The following is an 18,255-nucleotide window of genomic DNA, read 5'->3' as shown; positions in this document are numbered from 1 at the left end:
GTCATTCTCCCAAGTAGGCTGACAGCATCCACACATGCTTGTCCGCTTCTTCAACTAATCCGACAAACAGGTCGGCAGTTGACGGGTCATTTTGTTCCTCTGCGATGCCGATGACAAATTTTGATTCGCGGCTGATTTGTTTATAGTCTTGAACCAGTGATTTCACCATTTCAGAAGCCGTTTTTTCCTGACCTTCATCCGTAATGGAAGCTTGTTCAAGGTAAGTGTGCAAAGTCGCCGCAGGCTGTCCGCCGATGGCCAGAAGACGCTCTGCGATGGCGTCCGCCGTTTCCGCCGCTTCGTTATACAGTTCTTCAAATTTTTCATGAAGCGTAAAGAAGTGAGGGCCTTTTACATACCAATGGAAGCGGTGCAGTTTAGAGTAAAGGATAAACCAGTTTGATAATTGTGTGTTCATTGATTTCTCAACAAGAGTTTCAGTTTTTTTCGCGTTTTGTGTATTCATATTCATCGTCCTCCCTGTGATCTGTTAATTTAATTATATCACGTATCAAATAAAAATCAATACTAAATTATAATTATTATAATTTAGTTTAAGTGAACAGCTTTTTCTTTATAATCGATTCCCAAGCGGACCACGGAAAGAGTGAGCGGAAAGCCAATGTCAGCTTAACGCCCCTGCCGATCGGATACCGTAGTTTCTTCAGCCGTTTCCTTTGTGCCAATTGATAAATCAGCTCCGCTACGTCATCAGGATCGCCGCTTTTGGATGCGTTGGCTTTGAAGTAAGCTTCAAGGGGCTGATAAAAGCGATAATAAGGCGAGTCTTTGCCGGGCGCCGTAATATGGCTGGAGAGAGACGTCTCCCAAATAGACGTTTTATAGGAGCCCGGTTCTATTAAAGCGGCATCAATTCCTAAAGGCAGAAGCTCGAGGCGCAGACACTCTGTAAACCCTTCAACCGCGAACTTGGAAGAGACATACGGAGATAGAGCCGGGAAACCGGTCAGTCCGCTGATACTGCTGATATTGAAGATTTTCGCCCCGCCATGTTTCCGCATATAAGGCAGCACGGTTTTTGTGACGTGAATCAGACCGAATACATTTGTTTCATACTGCTGTCTGTAATGTTCCATCAGCACATCTTCAATAAACCCCCCGTACGCAGTGCCGGCGTTATTGACAAGCAGCTCAATCGGTCCGAAACCGCTGATGGTGTTCCCGAAGTCAGACACCGACTGCTCATTTGTCACATCTAAAGAAACGACCGTAATATATGCGGATGCACCCGCTTGAGCGGCGGCCTCTTTCAGTATTACAGCTTTCTCCGGCTGTCTGGCTGTTGCGATGACGTGATAAGACCGGGCGAGCTTCAGCGCTGTCAGCATCCCGAATCCGCTCGTCGCACCGGTTACAATGGCAACTTTTCTGTTCATCTTATAATCCTCCCCGTTTGTTCTTATCTCATAGTGTATAACATCTCGCGGAAAGAAGGAGAAATCGTTCGGAAATATGTCAGAATTGTTTTATAATGGAGTCAGCTTCGGATAGAAAGGGGTAAAGAAAAGATGGCATTAGAGGGATTGAAGGAAACATGGGATTTAAACTCCATTTTTGAGGGCGGGAGCCGGTCGGAAGAGTTTCAGCAATACATACAAGAGCTCAAAAAGCATCTAAGCGCTTTTCAACATGCGGTTGAAGCATTTACAGTTCCGACGCACGCGGATGAAAGCCGGGAGCTGATCAATCTGATTGATAGGTTTGAACGGTCAGCGATCATGATCAGGCAGGCGGGAGCGTTCGTCGGCTGTCTTCAGGCTCAGAACACTCATGATCAGAAAGCGAATGAATGGAGAGCGCGGATCAATCAGCTGAGCAGTGATTTTAAATCCGCTCTGGTCACCCTTGACGATACACTTGCCCGGATTGACGAGCGGGTCTGGGAGGAGCTCCTGCAAAAACCGGAACTTCAGGATCTCACATATGTTTTAAATGAGAGAAGAGACCGGGTCAGAGAGAAGCTCAGCGCTTCAGAAGAAAGGCTGATTGAAGGCCTGGCCGTTGACGGCTATCACGCATGGGGCGACCTGTATAATGCGGCTGTCGGCAGAATGAAGATTCCGTTTGAGGATAAAGAGCTGTCGGTCGGCCAAGCGGAAAATATGATGGCGCACCCGGATCGCCGCATCAGACGTCAAGTGTTCAAAGAGCTTAATGAAGCCTGGAAAGGAGAAGAGGAGCTTTTCAGCAGCACGCTGAACCATCTGGCCGGCTTCCGCACGGAAATCTATAAAGCGCGGGGCTGGAAAAGCGCTTTGGAAGAGCCGCTTGCGATCAATCGGATGAAAAAAGAAACGCTGGATGTCATGTGGCAGGTCATTACCGATCATAAAAAGCCTTTTGCCGAATACCTGAATCGAAAGGCGTCTCTTTTAGGGCTTGAGCGGCTGAACTGGTATGATGTGGGCGCGCCGATCGGCGAGGCTTCGAAAGAATACACATATGATGAAGCGGCTAATCTGATCGTCAGCCAATTTTCGACGTTTGGCAAAAAGCTGTCCGCATTCACGGAAAAAGCGTTCCGCGATCGGTGGATAGAAGCGGAAGACCGCAGCGGCAAACGGGTCGGCGGTTTCTGCACCAGCTTTCCCGACAGCGGAGAATCCCGGATTTTTATGACGTTTTCCGGAAGCGCTTCGAACGTATCGACGCTGGCGCATGAGCTCGGTCACGCGTTTCATCAGGAGGCCATGCTCCAAGTGCGGCAGCTGAACAGAGCCTACGCCATGAATGTGGCTGAAACAGCCTCGACCTTTGCGGAAATGATCGTCGCCGACGCCGCTTTGAAACAAGCGGAGACAAAGGATGAAAAGCTGTTCTTGCTTGAAGATAAAATTCAAAGAAGCGTAGCCATGTTTATGAATATACATGCGAGATTTTTATTTGAAACGCGTTTTTATGAAGAGCGGAAGCAGGGCGTCGTTCCGGCTGAGAAACTGAATGAACTGATGGAAGCGGCGCAGAAAGAAGCATTTTGCGATTCATTAGGGGAATACCACCCTCATTTCTGGGCGTCAAAACTGCATTTTCATCTTACGGGAGTGCCGTTCTACAATTTTCCGTACACGTTCGGTTATTTATTTTCGCTTGGAATATATGCAAGAGCTCTTCGGGAAAAAGCGGATTTTGAAGAAAAATATATCGCGCTATTGTGTGACACGGCTTCGATGACCGTTGAGGATTTGGCGATGAAGCACCTTGGAGCGGATCTCACGGAACGGTCGTTTTGGGAAGACGCGGTCCGCCTTGCCGTACAGGATGTGCAGGAATTTTTAGAGCTGACTGAATGATAATCTGGAGATGAACCGGCCGGAGCTGTTACCGCTCCGGTTCTTTTTTGTTCCGTGAATGACAGCCGCCTCCCTTGGAAATACCTAAAAACGATCGGAATGGAATGGGAGTGAATCGCATGAAATGGATCAGAACGGCGGGCGTTTTATGTCTTACGCTGATGCTGATTGCCGGCTGCCGATTGAATGAAGAAAAACGGGAAGCGGAACAAGACAGCACACCTGTGTCATCCGAGAAGCCGGTTCCTTACAGCAGCTTTTCCCTGCGCGTCAGCTACGGAGCCGGAGAGCATAACCGCTATGAAGGTTTGTATGAAAGAAAAAGCGGTCATGAAAAGGCGGACATCCGGGACAAGCTCTCAGGGGTTCACAGAGAGGGCGAGGAAGCGCTTGACGAAATGAAGATGATCCTCGGAGAACTTGCCGTAAACGGCCGGATGCAGGAAAGCGAGGTCGTCCGGCAGGTGCTTTCGGCTTTTAATTTGGACAACCGCTATGACCATTTTTATCTGAAACTGAAAAAGAACGATGGAGAAATGACGGAAATAAAAAAATAACCGCCGCCCGCTGCTTTTTTACCCAAAACTAATTGATAATGATATTCAGAGTCATTAATTTCTGTTACAATATAATCATGATCTCACGTTGAATGTTTAGGCAATTTGTTTATATACATAGTGTTGGGAAACTCAAAAAAGGAGCGGTTAGCGGTATGAGTGCAATTTCTACAGAGACGCTGAGCTTAGGGTACGGAGAGACCGTTATCATTGACGAATTGGATGTCGCGATTCCAAAAGGCGAAATCACTGTATTGATCGGAAGCAACGGCTGCGGAAAATCGACGCTTTTACGTTCATTGGCCCGGCTGATGAAACCGAGGGGCGGTTCTGTGCTTTTAGAAGGAAAAGCCATCGCTAAGCTTCCGACGAAGGAAGTGGCAAGAGAGCTCGCTATTTTGCCGCAGAGTCCGTCAGCTCCCGAAGGCCTGACGGTGCATCAGCTTGTGAAGCAGGGAAGATACCCTTATCAAAGCTGGCTGAAGCAATGGTCCAAAGAGGACGAAGACGCAGTCACAAAAGCGCTAAAAGCGACGAAGCTTGAGGAAATGGCCGACCGTCCTGTGGATTCCTTGTCAGGCGGACAGCGCCAGCGTGCATGGATTGCGATGACACTCGCTCAGGATACGGATATCATTCTGCTTGACGAGCCGACAACTTATCTCGACATGACGCATCAAATTGAAATTCTTGATTTGCTGTTTGAATTAAATGAAAAAGAAAAACGCACAATCGTCATGGTGCTGCACGATCTCAATCTGGCATGCCGTTATGCCCATTATCTGGTCGCCATTAAGGATAAACAGATTTACGCAGAGGGCCGTCCCGAAGAAGTCATCACTTGCGAGCTTGTACAGCAGGTCTTTGCAATGAACTGTCAGGTAACGCAAGATCCGCTGTTCGGCACGCCGCTTTGCATTCCGCACGGACGCGGCAGATGTATCGTGCAGGAAGCGGCCCTCACCGCCCGATTGTCATAATCATGAAAAAGGGAAGGAAACGGTATGGAAGAAAAACTGCAGCAGCAGCTGGACGGCCTGCTTGAGAAATACACGGAACTATTGCTTGGCGAAACAAACCCGGATGTAAAGGAAGAAGTCAGGCAGTGGATTTTGTATACACATATCGCAAAAAGCATGCCGCCGCTCGTCAAACATTGGAATCAAACCTACCCGGACGCCAAAGAGGGCATCAAAGCTGCGATACAGCACATTAAACAGCTCAATGAAGCTCACAGAAAAAAACAATAAAAAGCTTTCGGCATCAAAGAGAGGTGCCGGAAGCTTTTTTGCTGAAACGGAATCAATAAAGGCGCCGTTCAATCCATAGCGAAGAACTTTAATGTAACTAACACACCCGTTTGTTTACTTGCTGAACCAAGAAAAAAGGACCGCCGCAGCAATCCCTTACTCTTTCCTATATGTCACATTTCCTTTCGGATACGTAATAACTCTTCAAATGCTTTTATATTTGTATCAAAATTGGGCACTGTTTGAGATTCCTCGGCACATTTGACTTGTGCTACAACCAAATCATTAAAAGGTGTTGAAATTCCAGTACCTTCTGCCATTTTGGGAATAACTCCATTAATATAATCAATTTCAGTTTTTCGTTTTTTCTCAAGATCCTGAAGCATACTTGCTCTTAAAAGCCTGGATGGTTCCATGGCTGCCCTAAATGTTTGAATACGTTCAGGAATCTCATTTTCACTTCTTAATTCCAAAGATTCTAAATCAAGGCCGCCCATTTTCGCAAATGTGACACCATTGGCGTGTCCAACCTTAATCGTCTCATCTGCGATATGAACTGCGCTGACAATGCCGATTTCATGGTCAAGAATATCACCGTATTCTCCGTTTAATGCTGCCGATAAACCACTGAATGCATTATTGATAAGTAATTTTGACCACTTCGTTCCAACTAAATTATCGGAAATATGTGTTCCGCCGATAAGGTCTAAAACCGATTTAATACGCTGGATTCTTTCTGTTGTTTCACCATTTAATTCTCCAATTTGAAAAGCGTACTCTTTAAATTGAGTATACTCAGTTGTAAGTCTGGATACGCCTGGTTCAATAAACGTAGCACCAAATTCAACAGAACCTGCAATAACACGTTCACCACCAACGATCGAAGCAACTTTCTGTTCAGGTATACCGTTTTGCAAGGAACATACTACACTATCATCCTTTAAAAAAGGCAGTAACTCTTTAAGAATGGAGTCATTATATAATTGTTTCGTCAGGAGCAATATGAAATCATACTTGCCTGATTTGTTTTCAGGGGTAATGGCTTTTACCTTTGCCTGAAATGCCGTTGTACCAACTACTTTAGCACCTATTTGATTTAAAGTATCTACATGTTCTTTGTATGAATCAATCAATTCGACATCCATTCCGCCAGCAGACAGATATGCGCCAACTATGGTTCCTAAAGAACCTGCTCCTAAAATTGCAATTCTCATTGTAAACGTCTCCTTATTTTTCCTCTAAGTAGTTATAAACCGGCTGTGCTGCATTTAAGGTTAAATCCGTAATAATATGAGATGCTGAAACGACTTCTAATACAGGCAAATCTGCAAGAGGCGCCAGAGCATGTTCAAATAATTGAAGCCGCGCCGGTCCAGACCAGGCACCTTTAACTTCTATATTCGTTATTTGCGTCCGCACCAAATCACAAACTCTTAAATCACCATTGTAATCAGTAGCAATCTTAACCATAAAATTAGGTCGGCAAATTTCCCTTTTCGCTTTTTCCTTGTCCATTTCGAAATGTTTATATCCCATAGTCGCAGCTGCCACACGAAGACTGCCATAATCTAATGTGCCAACAAGAGTATCAGAGTCAATATACAGCTTAGGGGCGCCCAATTTCTTTGGATATGCAGTAAGTTCCCGTCCGCTTGCAATAGCCGGGAAATTGTCTACATACATAGAGTGTACATAATCTCCTTCTTCACCATTAAAGCTGACAGGGACGACTTGTCCCGCCTCTGTATAGGCACCAAGTCCGGAAACATCGGGCATCCGCATCACTTCGAATTTCACTAAAGGTTCAGTAATTTCAAGAGGTTCCGGCACTGCCGCACGCAAAGCTTTTTCATCCGTTCGGTAAATAATATTTAAATATTCACGGTTAACAAATTTATAATTTGGGATAGGATAAGCAGGAGCCGTTAGCGGTGTATTTAAATTTTTTGCTATATCTTTCACATCAATTTTCATTGCATGACACCCTTTCCTTTTCTTTAACTATGCTATTATCTTACATCCGCATTTACATTTAATCTAATACATAATAAGGTATATATATATTTATTGAAATAAATGAGGAGGATGCAGACAGATGGAATTGCTGCAGCTAAAATACTTTCAGACAGTTGCCTATACTGAGCATATTTCTAAAGCAGCAGAACAATTAAAGATTGCCCAGCCTTCTTTAAGTCTCACTATAAAAAGACTTGAGAATGAACTGGGAACAGCTTTGTTTGAGAGAAAAGGCAGAAATATTAAGCTGAGTTCATCAGGGAAGATTCTTTTAAAACATGTAAACAGGATTTTTACTGAGATTGAAAATGCACAAACGGAGATTCAATTGGAGGAACATCAAATGTCTGACACCATAAGAATATCTATTTCTAATCCAAGATTCCTTGCAGGACTGATGAGTGAATATATCAACCGCTCCCCTCAATCAAAAATTCTCCAAGCCATCGGAGTTAAAAGCGGGATCCTAACAAGTTTAAAAAAAGGGGACATTGATTTAGGAATAACAGGTCATCCGATTCAAGATGAAGAGATAGAGAGTTGTGTGCTGGTAAATGAAGATATTGTTCTGGCTTTGCCCTCAAACCACCGATTTACGGGTAAAACCGAAATTTCTTTACGTCTTGTCGCCGATGAACCATTTATTACCCTTGCTAATAATGAGGAGTATAGCGGTTTTACAGCCTCGCTTTGTGAAAAAGCCGGTTTCACCCCAAATATTGCATTTGAGGCGGATTCTCATTTACTGGCCGAGATTATAAAGCTGGATCAGGGGGTGGCGTTGCTTCCTATTTCAGTTTGCAGAACATTGGGGCTGAATTTTATAAAAGTGACTGATCACTCTGCTTCATATCCAGTCGGCTTATCTTGGATGAGACATAGGCTGTTGTCTTCTTCGGTAAGAAATTTTCGTGACTTTATTATGTCGTACTATAAAGATAACGATGAAATGTTTAAGGTTTATTAAATAATTTTCACCCCCGATTTCCAATGAGGCGGAAGACTGGTCATTCGGAAACGGAGAGGCACAGATGATATAAAAAAATCCCGCGGCATCCGCGGGATTTTTCTTTGTTAAACGGCTTTCGCCTTTTCTTCTTGTTTGCCTGTCTTTTTGTTTGTCAGCGTAATTGATTTAACAAACAGCGTGAGGATCAATCCGGCAGCGATAAAGGCCAGGCCTGTGAAAAACACGCTGTGAAGCGAATCCATCAGTGACGTTTTCAAAACCGGCACGATATGGGAAGAAAATGCGGCCGGAATCTGCTTAATCGATTCCTGACTGAACAAGGATTGAAGCAGCCCTTCAGGATTTTTGTCAATCATACCTTTAAACTGGGCGGCAAAGGCACTTGCCTGTTTCGGGAGTGAGTCTAAGTAAGGCACCAGTCTGTCGGTTAAAAGGCTTCCTGATCTGGCATTCATGACAGCGCCGAGCACCGTAATGCCGAACGTTCCCCCGATCATCCGGAAAAATTGGCTTGAAGAGGTCACAACGCCCAGCTCTTCTTTTGAAAACGTTTCTTGCAGAGCGAGTGTGAGAAGCGGCATGACGAGCCCCATTCCCAGACCGATCACGGCCATATAGCACGTAGCCGCGAGCTTGCTTGTATCCAGCTGTAAGGTCGTTAATAAGAAGAAGCCGACGGCCATAATCAGCATGCCGATCATAATTTGCGGTTTAATACCGATCTTATAAACCAGCTGGCCTCCGATAATACTTGTGATAATCATAGATACCATCATCGGCGTCATAATCGTGCCGGACGCGGTGGCGCTGACTCCGATAATTCCCTGCATAAAGAAAGGAACGAACGTAACGGCGCCGAACATGCCGATACTCATGAAAAAGCCGATCAGATTCAGTACGGTAAACGTTCTGTTTTTAAACAGGTACATCGGCAGAATCGGTTCTTTTGCTTTGATTTCAGCGAAAATGAATCCGACAATCCCGGCAAGCGCAAGCGCAAAGAGACCGAGAATCTGCCAAGAGCCCCATGCGTAATCCTTTCCTCCGAAGCTGAGCGCGAGAAGGAGGCTGACGATTCCGACGATCATTGTGAAAATGCCGGCAATGTCAAAGTTAATCGGCCCAGTCTGTTTTCTGCCCTGAAGTCCTCTTGCGATAAAGATCACGGCTAAGATTCCGACAGGCAGGTTGATATAGAAAACCCATTTCCAATTTAATGAGTCAACAATCCAGCCCCCGATTTGCGGGCCGATAACGGAAGCAAGCCCGTAAATCGCCCCGAAAAGCCCTTGGAACTTGGCACGCTGTTTCCCTGTGAACAAATCCCCGATGACGATCATGGCCATCGGCATCATGACACCGCCGCCGATTCCCTGAAGTCCGCGGAAAATAATCAGTTCCGTCATGTTGCTGGCCATTCCGCACAGTGCGGAAGCCCCCATAAAAATCAATAAACCTGACACATAGACGACGCGGCGCCCCAATAAATCTGCAAGTTTCCCCGCAATCGGAACGATCGTCGTCGAAGTTAAAAGATATGCCGTGGTCAGCCAGGTCATCATGCTTAATCCCCCGAGGTCACCCACGATTTTAGGAATCGCCGTTCCTACGATGGTGCCGTCAAGGGCTGAGAAAAACATGGCGATGATTAAGCCTGTTATTAATAATGTGCGTTTTGGATCTTTCTTTTCAATGCTCATGTTTCGGCAGCTCCTCTTTCTATTCGTTTTCTTTTTGATCAGCCGCGTATTTCTCGGCGGCTTCCGCTACTTTGCGGATGATGTTCACGGACTGAATCAGTTCATCGTCAGTCAGAACGGACAGGTTTCGCGCCAGTATCGCTTTCCGTCCTTCCACAACATCTTCGAATTTTGTTTCGCCTTTTTTGGTCAGGCTGATGTCGATGACGCGTCTGTCCTGCTGGTTATGTTTGCGGACGATAAGTCCTTTTTGTTCGAGGCGGTCGGCCATCAGCGTAACCGCGCTCGGCTTTACCTCCATGCGTTCCGCAATTTCGGAAACTTTGCAGCTCCCGTGTTTTTTCAGGCTGGCTAAAACAAATAATTGGGCAGGCGTCACCTCGTGTTTTGCCATGCTTTCCACCATTTCAGGCTGTATGTTTTGCAGCAGCGTCTGAAGAGATTTCTGGATGTCAGACACATATTGATCCGCGTTTTTCATAACTCCTCCTCATCTTGTTCCTCGAGAAAATAATTAACATTAGTTAAATATAAATAAGGATTAATGATAAGTCAATCTTTTTGTGCAAAAATAAAAAAAGGACTGATGCTTGGCGAAAACATCAAATCCTTTTTCATTTTACTGCTGGTAGGGAGACTGCTGCTGAATGGTCTGCCGGAACTTCTGATACGATTGCTGAAGCTTTTGGGTATCGGCGGCTTCAATGGAATACCAGCCATTTTGAAACATCACATCGTATAATCTTCTTTGCGCTTTTTGTGACTCATCGAAAATCGCCTGAATATCTTGATAAAGAGACTCGTGGCTGAACTCGTGCAGGGCTGTGCAATATGAAGCCGTGATGTATTTTTCCGTCGTCAGCAGCTCATTGACCAAGTCTCTGTCATTCATTTGCGCCGTATTGGGCACGGGCGTTTGCGGATTCGTGATTTTTTGATTTTGCTGTTCCATGTATTGTCCTCCTATTGCATGTAGCCTGTTGTTGTCTGTCCGCCTTGATCGGGGTTCAAGCGGCCCAATATGTGCTGATAATGCTTCTCATGCATCCGGCCGATCTGATCAAGCTCTTGTTTTAACGTCTGATTCTGGCAGTGTTCCGCCATAAAATGCGCTTTTTTCATGGCAAGCAGGTTCCAGTTCAGCATGTCCTCAAGATACAAATGGTCTTTCGTTGAGATGACGGCAGGCGGCAAGTTTCCGTGCTGCTCTTGGTTGTTCATATAAACGCCTCCTTCAATTCTGTTCTTTTTAGCTTTCTCTGCGATCGGAAATTCATACACGAATAAAAGAAAAAGGAGGGAGTTCATCTTTGCTGCGGAGCATATGTTTATTTTTGTCGAAAAATAAAATGCTTACAAAATTCGCCCAGGCTTACGGAATCCGCTTCGGCGCGGGAAGGTTCGTTGCAGGGGAAACGCTCACGGAAGCTGTGAAAACGGTAAAGCGGCTGAACCAAAAAGGGCTGTCGGCTTCGATTGATTATCTAGGTGAATATGCGGGTTCAGAGAAGGATGCGAAAAGGACGGCGGAAGAATGTAAAAAAGCAATCAGGGCGATTGCCGAGAATCAACTGGATTGTGAGCTGTCGCTGAAATTAACATCCATCGGTCTGGATATTTCCGAGGAACTCGCGGAACAGCATATCAGAGACATATTGACGGAGGCAAAAGAACGCGGCGTGCCTGTAACGATTGATATGGAGGACTATTCAAGATGCGGCCGTACGCTTGAGCTGTATAAGCGGTGCAAGCCGGATTTTCCGATGCTCGGCACCGTCATTCAGGCTTATTTATACCGCGCAGCTGAAGACATCAGCGGTCTGATGCCATATAAGCCGCGGCTCAGGCTTGTAAAAGGCGCTTATAAAGAATCGGCGGCCGTTGCGTTCCCTGATAAAAAAGCAACCGATCTTCATTTCCAGCAGCTGATTAAGCTGCAGCTTTTGAGCGGCTATGAAACGGCGGTGGCGACACATGATGATGACATCATTTCGTATACGAAAACACTCATCAGCGAGCATCAGATTCCCCGGGAGCAGTTTGAATTCCAAATGCTGTACGGCATCAGAACGGAGCGCCAGAAGGAGCTTGCCGAAGAAGGATACAGGATGAGGGTGTATGTCCCGTACGGAACCGATTGGTACGGGTACCTGATGAGAAGAATTGCCGAGCGCCCGGCAAATGCGGCGTTTGTGCTTAAAGGAATCTTCAAAAAATAACGGCTGCTCCAAAAAGCAGCCGCAGTATGTTATTCCATGTTGTCTTTTTTATATTGCTGATTTTGGCTCGTCCGTTTGCCGCCGCCGTATTTTTGCTTCGGTCCCGCATTTCCTTTCATGCTGGCCGCGCTCACTGCGGCAGAAGACGGATCTTTTCTCCCTCGCACCATTCCCTTCACCTCCGGGTTTAAGTTGCCCGCCCGCGCCATGGAACATGCGGAAGCCGAAAAATTTAAAAAAATTCCATATTTGCTATTGAAGTCATCCTGAAAATCTTTTAAGATGAAAGAAGAAAAGGGTTTCATTTTTTTTGCCGAAAAAATGAATGACTATTCATTCAAAGTTCAAGGGGGATGACTCATGCACAAGTTTATAAAGAAAGCAGCCGTTCTCGGATCAGGCGTCATGGGGTCCGGAATTGCCGCGCACTTGGCTAACATCGGAATTCCCGTCCTGCTGCTTGATATTGTGCCAAACGAGCTGACAAAGGATGAGATGAAAAAAGGGCTGACATTAGAAAGCCCGGAGGTCCGCAGCAGACTGAGCCGATCGGCTATGCAAAAGCTGCTGAAGCAAAAACCGGCGCCGCTGACTTCGGCTGCCAATCTCGACTATATAACGGCGGGGAATTTGGAAGATGACGCAGCTCAATTGAAGGATGCTGATTGGATTATTGAAGTCGTCGTCGAAAACCTTGACGTAAAAAAACAGATTTTCTCACTCGTTGATGAATACCGGAAACCGGGAAGCATCGTGTCGAGCAATACGTCCGGTATCTCCGTCACAAAAATGGCGGAAGGCCGATCTGCCGATTTTAAGGCTCATTTCTTAGGAACCCATTTCTTTAATCCGGCCCGCTACTTGAAGCTTCTGGAAATCATTCCGATTCAGGAAACAGATCCTGACGTGCTGGAGTTTATGACTTCATTTGCAGAAAACACGCTTGGGAAAGGTGTCGTCATCGCAAAAGACACGCCAAACTTTATCGCCAACCGCATCGGTACGTACGGCCTGCTGGTCACGGTAAGAGAAATGCTTTCTTCCGGCTGCCGCATCGGCGAGGTGGACACGGTGACCGGGCCTTTGATCGGCAGACCGAAAAGCGCGACCTTCAGAACCCTTGACGTTGTGGGGCTTGATACTTTCGCTCATGTGGCAAAAAACGTATATGATAAAGCCGACGGCGCTGAAAAAGACATGTTTAAGCTTCCTGAATTTATGAATGACATGCTGAAAAACAATTGGCTGGGCAGCAAATCCGGCCAAGGTTTTTACAAAAAAGAAGGTAAAACAATATATGAACTCGATCCGCTGACCATGACATACGGTGAGCGCTCGAAAATGAAGACGCCCGCTTTAGAAGCCGCCAAACAGGCAAAGGGTGCCAAAGGAAAAATGAAAGCGCTTGTATATTCCGATGACCGCGCCGGACGCCTGCTTTGGAATATCACATCGCAAACACTCTTATACTCAGCCCGGCTTTTAGGTGAGATCGCTGATGATATAAAAGCGATTGACGACGCCATGAAATGGGGCTTCGGATGGGAGCTCGGACCGTTTGAGATGTGGGATGCCATTGGTGTCAGAAAATCAGCGGAGCGGCTCGAAGAAGAAGGCGCAGCACTCCCCGGCTGGGTGAAAGAAATGCTTGATCAGGGTCATGAAACATTTTATATGAAGGAAAACGGAACACAATTTTATTATTCAGACGGCCAATACAGGGCTGTGAAAGAAAATCCGAAACGGATCAGCCTGCAGACGTTAAAAGAAACAAAAGGCGTTATCACTAAAAACAGCGGTGCAAGTCTGATTGATCTCGGCGATGATGTCGCGCTGCTGGAATTTCATACGAAAAGCAACGCGATCGGCTTAGACATTATTCAGATGATTGACAATGCGCTTGAGGAAACGGAGCGGAATTATAAAGGTCTTGTCATCGGAAACCAAGGCAGACATTTCTGCGCGGGAGCAAACCTTGCGATGATTTTAATGGAAGCCCAGGATGATAACTTCATGGAAGTCGATTTTGTCATCCGCCGTTTTCAGCAGACGATGCTGAACATCAAATACAGCGCTAAACCGGTTGTAGCGGCGCCATTCGGGATGACACTCGGCGGCGGCACGGAAGTCTGTCTCCCGGCGGCACGCGTTCAGGCGGCGAGCGAATCGTATATGGGTCTCGTTGAAACCGGCGTCGGTCTTATTCCGGGCGGCGGAGGAAACAAAGAGCTGTACATGAATTATTTGGACGGCGGAAGTGAACTCATGGACGCAGCGATTAAAACCTTCGAAACAATCGCGCTTGCCAAGGTGTCCGGTTCGGCACACGAAGCCCGTGACATGAAGATTTTGTCCGCGGCAGACCGTATCAGCATGAATCAGGATCACCTGCTGCACGATGCGAAACAGCTGGCTGCTTCCTTATATGACAGCGGATACCGTCCGCCTGCCCGCAAAAAAGTGAAAGTCACCGGAGAAACCGGCTGTGCGGCATTACTGCTCGGAGCAGACCAAATGAGACGGTCGGGTTATTTATCCGATCACGATATGAAGATTGCGAAGAAGCTGGCCCATGTCATTGCCGGCGGAAGAGTCCCGTTCGGCACGGAGGTTTCAGAAGAATATTTACTCGAGATTGAAAGAGAAGCCTTTTTAAGCCTCGCTGGCGAGGCGAAATCTCAAGCGAGAATGCAGCATATGCTCGTCAAAGGCAAACCTTTACGGAACTAGGAGGGTGTTTATGAGAGAAGCAGTCATTGTGGCCGGTGCGAGAACCCCGGTCGGTAAAGCGAAAAAAGGATCGCTTGCAGCCGTTCGTCCTGATGATTTAGGCGCGCTTTGTGTAAAAGAAACGCTGAAACGGGCAGGCGGCTATGAAGGAAATATCGATGACTTAATTATCGGATGTGCAACACCTGAAGCCGAACAAGGATTAAATATGGCTCGGAATATCGGTGCGCTGGCGGGGCTTCCTCATACGGTGCCGGCCATTACGGTGAACCGCTACTGCTCTTCCGGGCTCCAATCCATCGCTTACGGTGCTGAAAAAATTATGATCGGCGCGGGTGATACCGTCATTGCGGGCGGTGCGGAATCCATGTCGCAAGTTCCGATGATGGGGCATGTGACACGGCCGAATATCGCTTTGGCGGAGCATGCGCCTGAGTATTACATGAGCATGGGGCATACGGCGGAGCAGGTCGCCGAAACGTACGGAGTATCCAGAGAAGACCAGGATGCATTTGCAGTCCGCAGCCATCAGAATGCCGCAAAAGCCCTTAAGGAAGGGAAATTCAATGACGAAATCGTGCCGGTTGAAGTATCGCTGACAGAAGTCGGTGATGACCATAAGCCGCGGAAAAAACAATTTACCTTTTCTCAGGATGAAGGCGTTCGTCCCGGCACGTCGGCTGACGTCTTGGCGAAGCTCCGCCCGGCTTTTTCAAAAACGGGAACCGTGACGGCCGGGAACTCTTCACAAACAAGTGACGGCGCGGCGGCTGTCATGCTGATGGATCGCGAAAAAGCATCGTCGCTCGGATTGGCCCCGCTTGTCAAATTCCGTTCCTTTGCCGTAGGCGGCGTTCCGCCTGAGGTAATGGGGATCGGTCCGATTGAAGCCATTCCGCGGGCGCTCAAGCTTGCCGGACTCGAATTACAGGATATCGGGCTTTTTGAATTGAATGAGGCCTTTGCTTCACAGGCCATTCAAGTCATCAGATCGCTCGGGATAGATGAAGAAAAGGTGAACGTCAACGGAGGCGCCATCGCGCTCGGACATCCGCTCGGCTGCACGGGGACGAAGCTGACCCTGTCACTCATTCATGAAATGAAACGGAGAAACGAGCAATTCGGCGTTGTGACGATGTGCATCGGAGGCGGCATGGGCGCTGCCGGCGTATTTGAACTCATTTAAAAAAAGGGGGAAATGAACATGAAACAGGAAACGGTCAACGTCAAAAAAGGCGGCAGCTTTCTGATTGAAGAGACGGGATATGATCAAATATTCACTCCGGAGGACTTTACAGACGAACATAAAATGATCGGCAAAACGACAGAAGACTATGTCGTCAACGATGTGCTTCCTTATATCGATGAAATTGAAAACCATCAGTTTGAGCATTCGGTCAGACTGCTGAGAAAAGCCGGAGATCTCGGCCTCCTCGGAGCAGACGTGCCTGAAGAGTACGGCGGTATCGGCCTGGATAAAATCAGTTCAGCCTTCATCACGGAAAAGTTTTCACGTGCCGGCAGCTTTTCGCTATCTTACGGCGCTCACGTCGGGATCGGTTCATTGCCGATCGTGTTCTTCGGAACGGAAGAACAGAAAAAAACCTATTTGCCGGACTTGGCTTCAGGACAAAGAATCGCGGCATACGCCTTAACTGAGCCCGGCTCAGGTTCAGATGCCCTCGGCGCGAAAACGACGGCTGTTTTGAATGAAGCGGGCACACACTATATTCTTAACGGAGAAAAGCAATGGATTACAAACTCCGCCTTTGCAGATGTCTTTGTCGTCTACGCTAAAGTGGACGGAGATAAGTTTTCCGCATTTATCGTAGAAAAGAACTATCCGGGCGTATCAACGGGACCGGAAGAGAAAAAAATGGGGATTAAGGGTTCATCGACAAGAACGCTGATTTTAGATCAGGCGGAAGTCCCGAAAGAAAATCTTCTCGGCGAAATCGGAAAAGGCCATGTCATCGCCTTTAATATCCTGAATATCGGGCGCTACAAGCTTGCCGTCGGTACAATCGGCGCTTCAAAACGGGTGATTGAGCTGTCTGCCGCTTATGCAAACCAGCGCCGGCAATTTAAAACGCCGATCTCAAGCTTCACGCTCACTCAGGAAAAGCTTGCGACGATGTCAGCGCGGCTTTACGCCATGGAGAGCTCTGTATACAGAACAGTGGGCTTATTCGAAGATAATATGAGCAGACTGACGGAAGAGGAGCAAAAAGACGGACGCGAAGTCGCAAAGTCCATCGCCGAGTACGCGATTGAATGCTCGCTCAACAAAATGTGCGGTTCTGAAACGCTTGATTACATTGCCGACGAAGGGGTTCAAATTCACGGCGGTTACGGATTTATGCAGGAATATGAAGTGGAGCGCGCCTATCGCGACTCAAGAATCAACAGGATTTTTGAAGGCACAAATGAAATCAACCGCCTGATCGTAACGAGCACGTTTCTGAAAAAAGCCGTAAAAGGTCAGCTGCCGCTCTTTGAAAAAGCAAAAGCGCTCCAAGAAGAACTCATGATGCTGATGCCTGAAGAGCCGGGCTCAGAACCTCTTGAACAGGAAAAATACATTGTCAGACAGGCGAAAAAGATCGCCCTCTTGACAGCGGGTCTCGCGGCGCAGAAATACGGCAAAGAGATTGAAGGCGAGCAGGAAATCATGGTGAACATTGCCGATATTGTCAGCGCGCTGTATGCTTTGGAATCTGCCGTCCTCAGAACGGAAAAAGCAATTGCGGCGGACGGTGCCGAAAAAGCCGCGCAGAAGCTGTTATATACGGAAATCTTTGCCCAGGAAGCCCTTCAGAACATTGAAGCGCACGCCAAAGAATCACTGATCGCCATGGAGGAAGGAGATTCCCTCCGCATGATGCTTTCCGTGCTGCGCAAACTGACGCGCCTGACGCCGAAAAACCTCATTCAGAAAAAACGTGAAGCGGCAGCAGCCGTCTTCCGTGAAGAAAAATATACAGTCTGATCACATGCTGAAAGCGCTCCTTCATCAGGGGCGCTTTTTCATGAAGCAACGTTATAGGTTTTTACAAGTGATTGTGTTAAAATAACGACGATCATTTACAAGGGGTGAAGAAGATGTCGTTAAATTTTTACTGGTACCCTAAATGCGGAACGTGCCGTAATGCGAAAAAATGGCTGGAAGACCGCGGTAAGGAAATAAACGAAATACATATCGCGGAGGAAACTCCGTCGAAAGAAGAAATTAAAGACCTCTATGAAAAGAGCGGTCTTGAGCTCAAAAAGTTTTTCAACACGAGCGGAATGAAATACCGCGAGCTGAACTTAAAGGAAAAACTGTACCATATGTCAGAGGATGAACAGCTCGAACTTCTGGCATCAGACGGTATGCTCCTGAAACGCCCGATTACGACAGACGGCGAAAAAGTCACTGTCGGCTTTAAAGAAGACCAATTCGAAAAATATTGGATGTAATGCCAGGTTCAAAGAATTATGGTATCTTCTTATTATAAGAAAA

Annotated in this window: 18 protein-coding genes and 1 pseudogene; 10 read left to right on the top strand and 9 right to left on the bottom strand. The window is 46.9% G+C overall.

From position 1 onward, the window contains the following. Position 1: 1 nt before the first annotated feature. Both L3V45_RS15560 and L3V45_RS15555 read right to left on the bottom strand, forming a co-directional pair. The gene (locus L3V45_RS15560; protein ID WP_014305778.1) at positions 2–466 is read right to left on the bottom strand and encodes a Dps family protein; all 465 of its coding nucleotides are present in this window, start codon (positions 464–466) and stop codon (positions 2–4) included. An 88-nt stretch (positions 467–554) separates the two neighbouring features. Then, entirely contained in the window at positions 555–1,397 is an 843-nt protein-coding gene (locus L3V45_RS15555) for an oxidoreductase (protein ID WP_015387738.1), read from the bottom strand. Positions 1,398–1,529: 132 nt separating this feature from the next. Here L3V45_RS15555 and L3V45_RS15550 point away from each other — a divergent pair, with 132 nt between their 5' ends. From L3V45_RS15550 to L3V45_RS15535, 4 genes and pseudogenes are all read left to right on the top strand, one after another. After that, positions 1,530–3,311, top strand: a complete 1,782-nt coding sequence (locus tag L3V45_RS15550; RefSeq protein WP_057080201.1) for a M3 family oligoendopeptidase — start codon at positions 1,530–1,532, stop codon at positions 3,309–3,311. Between the two features lie 119 nt (positions 3,312–3,430). Beyond that, positions 3,431–3,868, top strand: coding sequence for a YusW family protein (locus L3V45_RS15545; protein WP_003151818.1), 438 nt, complete (start codon positions 3,431–3,433; stop codon positions 3,866–3,868). 155 nt (positions 3,869–4,023) lie between these two features. Beyond that, positions 4,024–4,848 carry an ABC transporter ATP-binding protein gene (locus L3V45_RS15540; RefSeq protein WP_003151820.1) on the top strand — a complete coding sequence of 275 codons (825 nt, stop codon included), beginning with the start codon at positions 4,024–4,026 and terminating at the stop codon, positions 4,846–4,848. 2 nt (positions 4,849–4,850) lie between these two features. Continuing rightward, positions 4,851–5,118 (top strand): annotated as a pseudogene (locus tag L3V45_RS15535) (YusU family protein). A 173-nt stretch (positions 5,119–5,291) separates the two neighbouring features. Here the strand turns inward: L3V45_RS15535 and L3V45_RS15530 are convergent. Both L3V45_RS15530 and L3V45_RS15525 read right to left on the bottom strand, forming a co-directional pair. Next, positions 5,292–6,332, bottom strand: coding sequence for a ketopantoate reductase family protein (locus L3V45_RS15530; RefSeq protein ID WP_043867407.1), 1,041 nt, complete (start codon positions 6,330–6,332; stop codon positions 5,292–5,294). A gap of 13 nt (positions 6,333–6,345) precedes the next feature. Continuing rightward, complete coding sequence (locus L3V45_RS15525; RefSeq protein ID WP_057080199.1) at positions 6,346–7,092, bottom strand: acetoacetate decarboxylase; 747 nt, start codon at positions 7,090–7,092, stop codon at positions 6,346–6,348. Between the two features lie 121 nt (positions 7,093–7,213). Between L3V45_RS15525 and L3V45_RS15520 the strand changes: the two genes are divergently transcribed. Then, positions 7,214–8,101 carry a LysR family transcriptional regulator gene (locus L3V45_RS15520; protein ID WP_236837063.1) on the top strand — a complete coding sequence of 296 codons (888 nt, stop codon included), beginning with the start codon at positions 7,214–7,216 and terminating at the stop codon, positions 8,099–8,101. A gap of 107 nt (positions 8,102–8,208) precedes the next feature. On the opposite strand, the gene L3V45_RS15515 is transcribed toward L3V45_RS15520, so the two are convergent. The 4 genes from L3V45_RS15515 to L3V45_RS15500 all read right to left on the bottom strand — a co-directional run bounded on the left by L3V45_RS15515 (position 8,209) and on the right by L3V45_RS15500 (position 11,025). After that, the gene (locus L3V45_RS15515) at positions 8,209–9,804 is read right to left on the bottom strand and encodes an MDR family MFS transporter (RefSeq protein ID WP_003151827.1); all 1,596 of its coding nucleotides are present in this window, start codon (positions 9,802–9,804) and stop codon (positions 8,209–8,211) included. 19 nt (positions 9,805–9,823) lie between these two features. Beyond that, positions 9,824–10,285, bottom strand: coding sequence for a MarR family winged helix-turn-helix transcriptional regulator (locus L3V45_RS15510; protein WP_003151828.1), 462 nt, complete (start codon positions 10,283–10,285; stop codon positions 9,824–9,826). 138 nt (positions 10,286–10,423) lie between these two features. Next, positions 10,424–10,756, bottom strand: a complete 333-nt coding sequence (locus L3V45_RS15505) for a spore coat protein (RefSeq protein ID WP_003151830.1) — start codon at positions 10,754–10,756, stop codon at positions 10,424–10,426. An 11-nt stretch (positions 10,757–10,767) separates the two neighbouring features. Continuing rightward, entirely contained in the window at positions 10,768–11,025 is a 258-nt protein-coding gene (locus tag L3V45_RS15500; RefSeq protein WP_003151832.1) for a hypothetical protein, read from the bottom strand. Between the two features lie 89 nt (positions 11,026–11,114). Here L3V45_RS15500 and L3V45_RS15495 point away from each other — a divergent pair, with 89 nt between their 5' ends. Further along, positions 11,115–12,023 carry a proline dehydrogenase family protein gene (locus L3V45_RS15495; RefSeq protein WP_236837061.1) on the top strand — a complete coding sequence of 303 codons (909 nt, stop codon included), beginning with the start codon at positions 11,115–11,117 and terminating at the stop codon, positions 12,021–12,023. Positions 12,024–12,052: 29 nt separating this feature from the next. Here L3V45_RS15495 and L3V45_RS15490 read toward each other — a convergent pair whose 3' ends face one another. Continuing rightward, on the bottom strand, positions 12,053–12,193 hold the full coding sequence (locus L3V45_RS15490; protein ID WP_003151836.1) for a YuzL family protein: 141 nt from the start codon (positions 12,191–12,193) through the stop codon (positions 12,053–12,055). A gap of 190 nt (positions 12,194–12,383) precedes the next feature. Between L3V45_RS15490 and L3V45_RS15485 the strand changes: the two genes are divergently transcribed. From L3V45_RS15485 to L3V45_RS15470, 4 genes are all read left to right on the top strand, one after another. Then, complete coding sequence (locus L3V45_RS15485) at positions 12,384–14,753, top strand: 3-hydroxyacyl-CoA dehydrogenase/enoyl-CoA hydratase family protein (RefSeq protein ID WP_015387743.1); 2,370 nt, start codon at positions 12,384–12,386, stop codon at positions 14,751–14,753. 10 nt (positions 14,754–14,763) lie between these two features. After that, positions 14,764–15,939 (top strand): acetyl-CoA C-acetyltransferase, encoded by a 1,176-nt coding sequence (locus tag L3V45_RS15480; RefSeq protein WP_003151841.1) that lies wholly within the window; start codon positions 14,764–14,766, stop codon positions 15,937–15,939. Between the two features lie 18 nt (positions 15,940–15,957). After that, positions 15,958–17,742, top strand: a complete 1,785-nt coding sequence (locus tag L3V45_RS15475) for an acyl-CoA dehydrogenase family protein (protein WP_014305769.1) — start codon at positions 15,958–15,960, stop codon at positions 17,740–17,742. Between the two features lie 113 nt (positions 17,743–17,855). Beyond that, positions 17,856–18,212: an arsenate reductase family protein gene (locus L3V45_RS15470; RefSeq protein ID WP_003151843.1), complete on the top strand. Its 357-nt coding sequence runs from the start codon at positions 17,856–17,858 to the stop codon at positions 18,210–18,212. Positions 18,213–18,255 lie beyond the last annotated feature (43 nt).

The sequence above is a fragment of the Bacillus sp. R45 genome, from assembly GCF_021729365.1.
GTDB classification, from domain to species: Bacteria; Bacillota; Bacilli; order Bacillales; family Bacillaceae; genus Bacillus; species Bacillus velezensis.
The sequence above is the reverse complement of the archived record's forward strand: the minus strand, read 5'-3'. Positions and strand labels throughout refer to the sequence as shown.

Coding starts and splice junctions, on each gene's coding strand:
- L3V45_RS15545 (WP_003151818.1), top strand. CDS start 3,431: ATGAAATGGATCAGAACGGCGGGCGTTTTATGTCTTACGCTGATGCTG.
- L3V45_RS15555 (WP_015387738.1), bottom strand. CDS start 1,397: ATGAACAGAAAAGTTGCCATTGTAACCGGTGCGACGAGCGGATTCGGG.
- L3V45_RS15540 (WP_003151820.1), top strand. CDS start 4,024: ATGAGTGCAATTTCTACAGAGACGCTGAGCTTAGGGTACGGAGAGACC.
- L3V45_RS15560 (WP_014305778.1), bottom strand. CDS start 466: ATGAATACACAAAACGCGAAAAAAACTGAAACTCTTGTTGAGAAATCA.
- L3V45_RS15475 (WP_014305769.1), top strand. CDS start 15,958: ATGAAACAGGAAACGGTCAACGTCAAAAAAGGCGGCAGCTTTCTGATT.
- L3V45_RS15515 (WP_003151827.1), bottom strand. CDS start 9,804: ATGAGCATTGAAAAGAAAGATCCAAAACGCACATTATTAATAACAGGC.
- L3V45_RS15485 (WP_015387743.1), top strand. CDS start 12,384: ATGCACAAGTTTATAAAGAAAGCAGCCGTTCTCGGATCAGGCGTCATG.
- L3V45_RS15490 (WP_003151836.1), bottom strand. CDS start 12,193: ATGGTGCGAGGGAGAAAAGATCCGTCTTCTGCCGCAGTGAGCGCGGCC.
- L3V45_RS15480 (WP_003151841.1), top strand. CDS start 14,764: ATGAGAGAAGCAGTCATTGTGGCCGGTGCGAGAACCCCGGTCGGTAAA.
- L3V45_RS15520 (WP_236837063.1), top strand. CDS start 7,214: ATGGAATTGCTGCAGCTAAAATACTTTCAGACAGTTGCCTATACTGAG.
- L3V45_RS15550 (WP_057080201.1), top strand. CDS start 1,530: ATGGCATTAGAGGGATTGAAGGAAACATGGGATTTAAACTCCATTTTT.
- L3V45_RS15470 (WP_003151843.1), top strand. CDS start 17,856: ATGTCGTTAAATTTTTACTGGTACCCTAAATGCGGAACGTGCCGTAAT.
- L3V45_RS15505 (WP_003151830.1), bottom strand. CDS start 10,756: ATGGAACAGCAAAATCAAAAAATCACGAATCCGCAAACGCCCGTGCCC.
- L3V45_RS15500 (WP_003151832.1), bottom strand. CDS start 11,025: ATGAACAACCAAGAGCAGCACGGAAACTTGCCGCCTGCCGTCATCTCA.
- L3V45_RS15530 (WP_043867407.1), bottom strand. CDS start 6,332: ATGAGAATTGCAATTTTAGGAGCAGGTTCTTTAGGAACCATAGTTGGC.
- L3V45_RS15510 (WP_003151828.1), bottom strand. CDS start 10,285: ATGAAAAACGCGGATCAATATGTGTCTGACATCCAGAAATCTCTTCAG.
- L3V45_RS15525 (WP_057080199.1), bottom strand. CDS start 7,092: ATGAAAATTGATGTGAAAGATATAGCAAAAAATTTAAATACACCGCTA.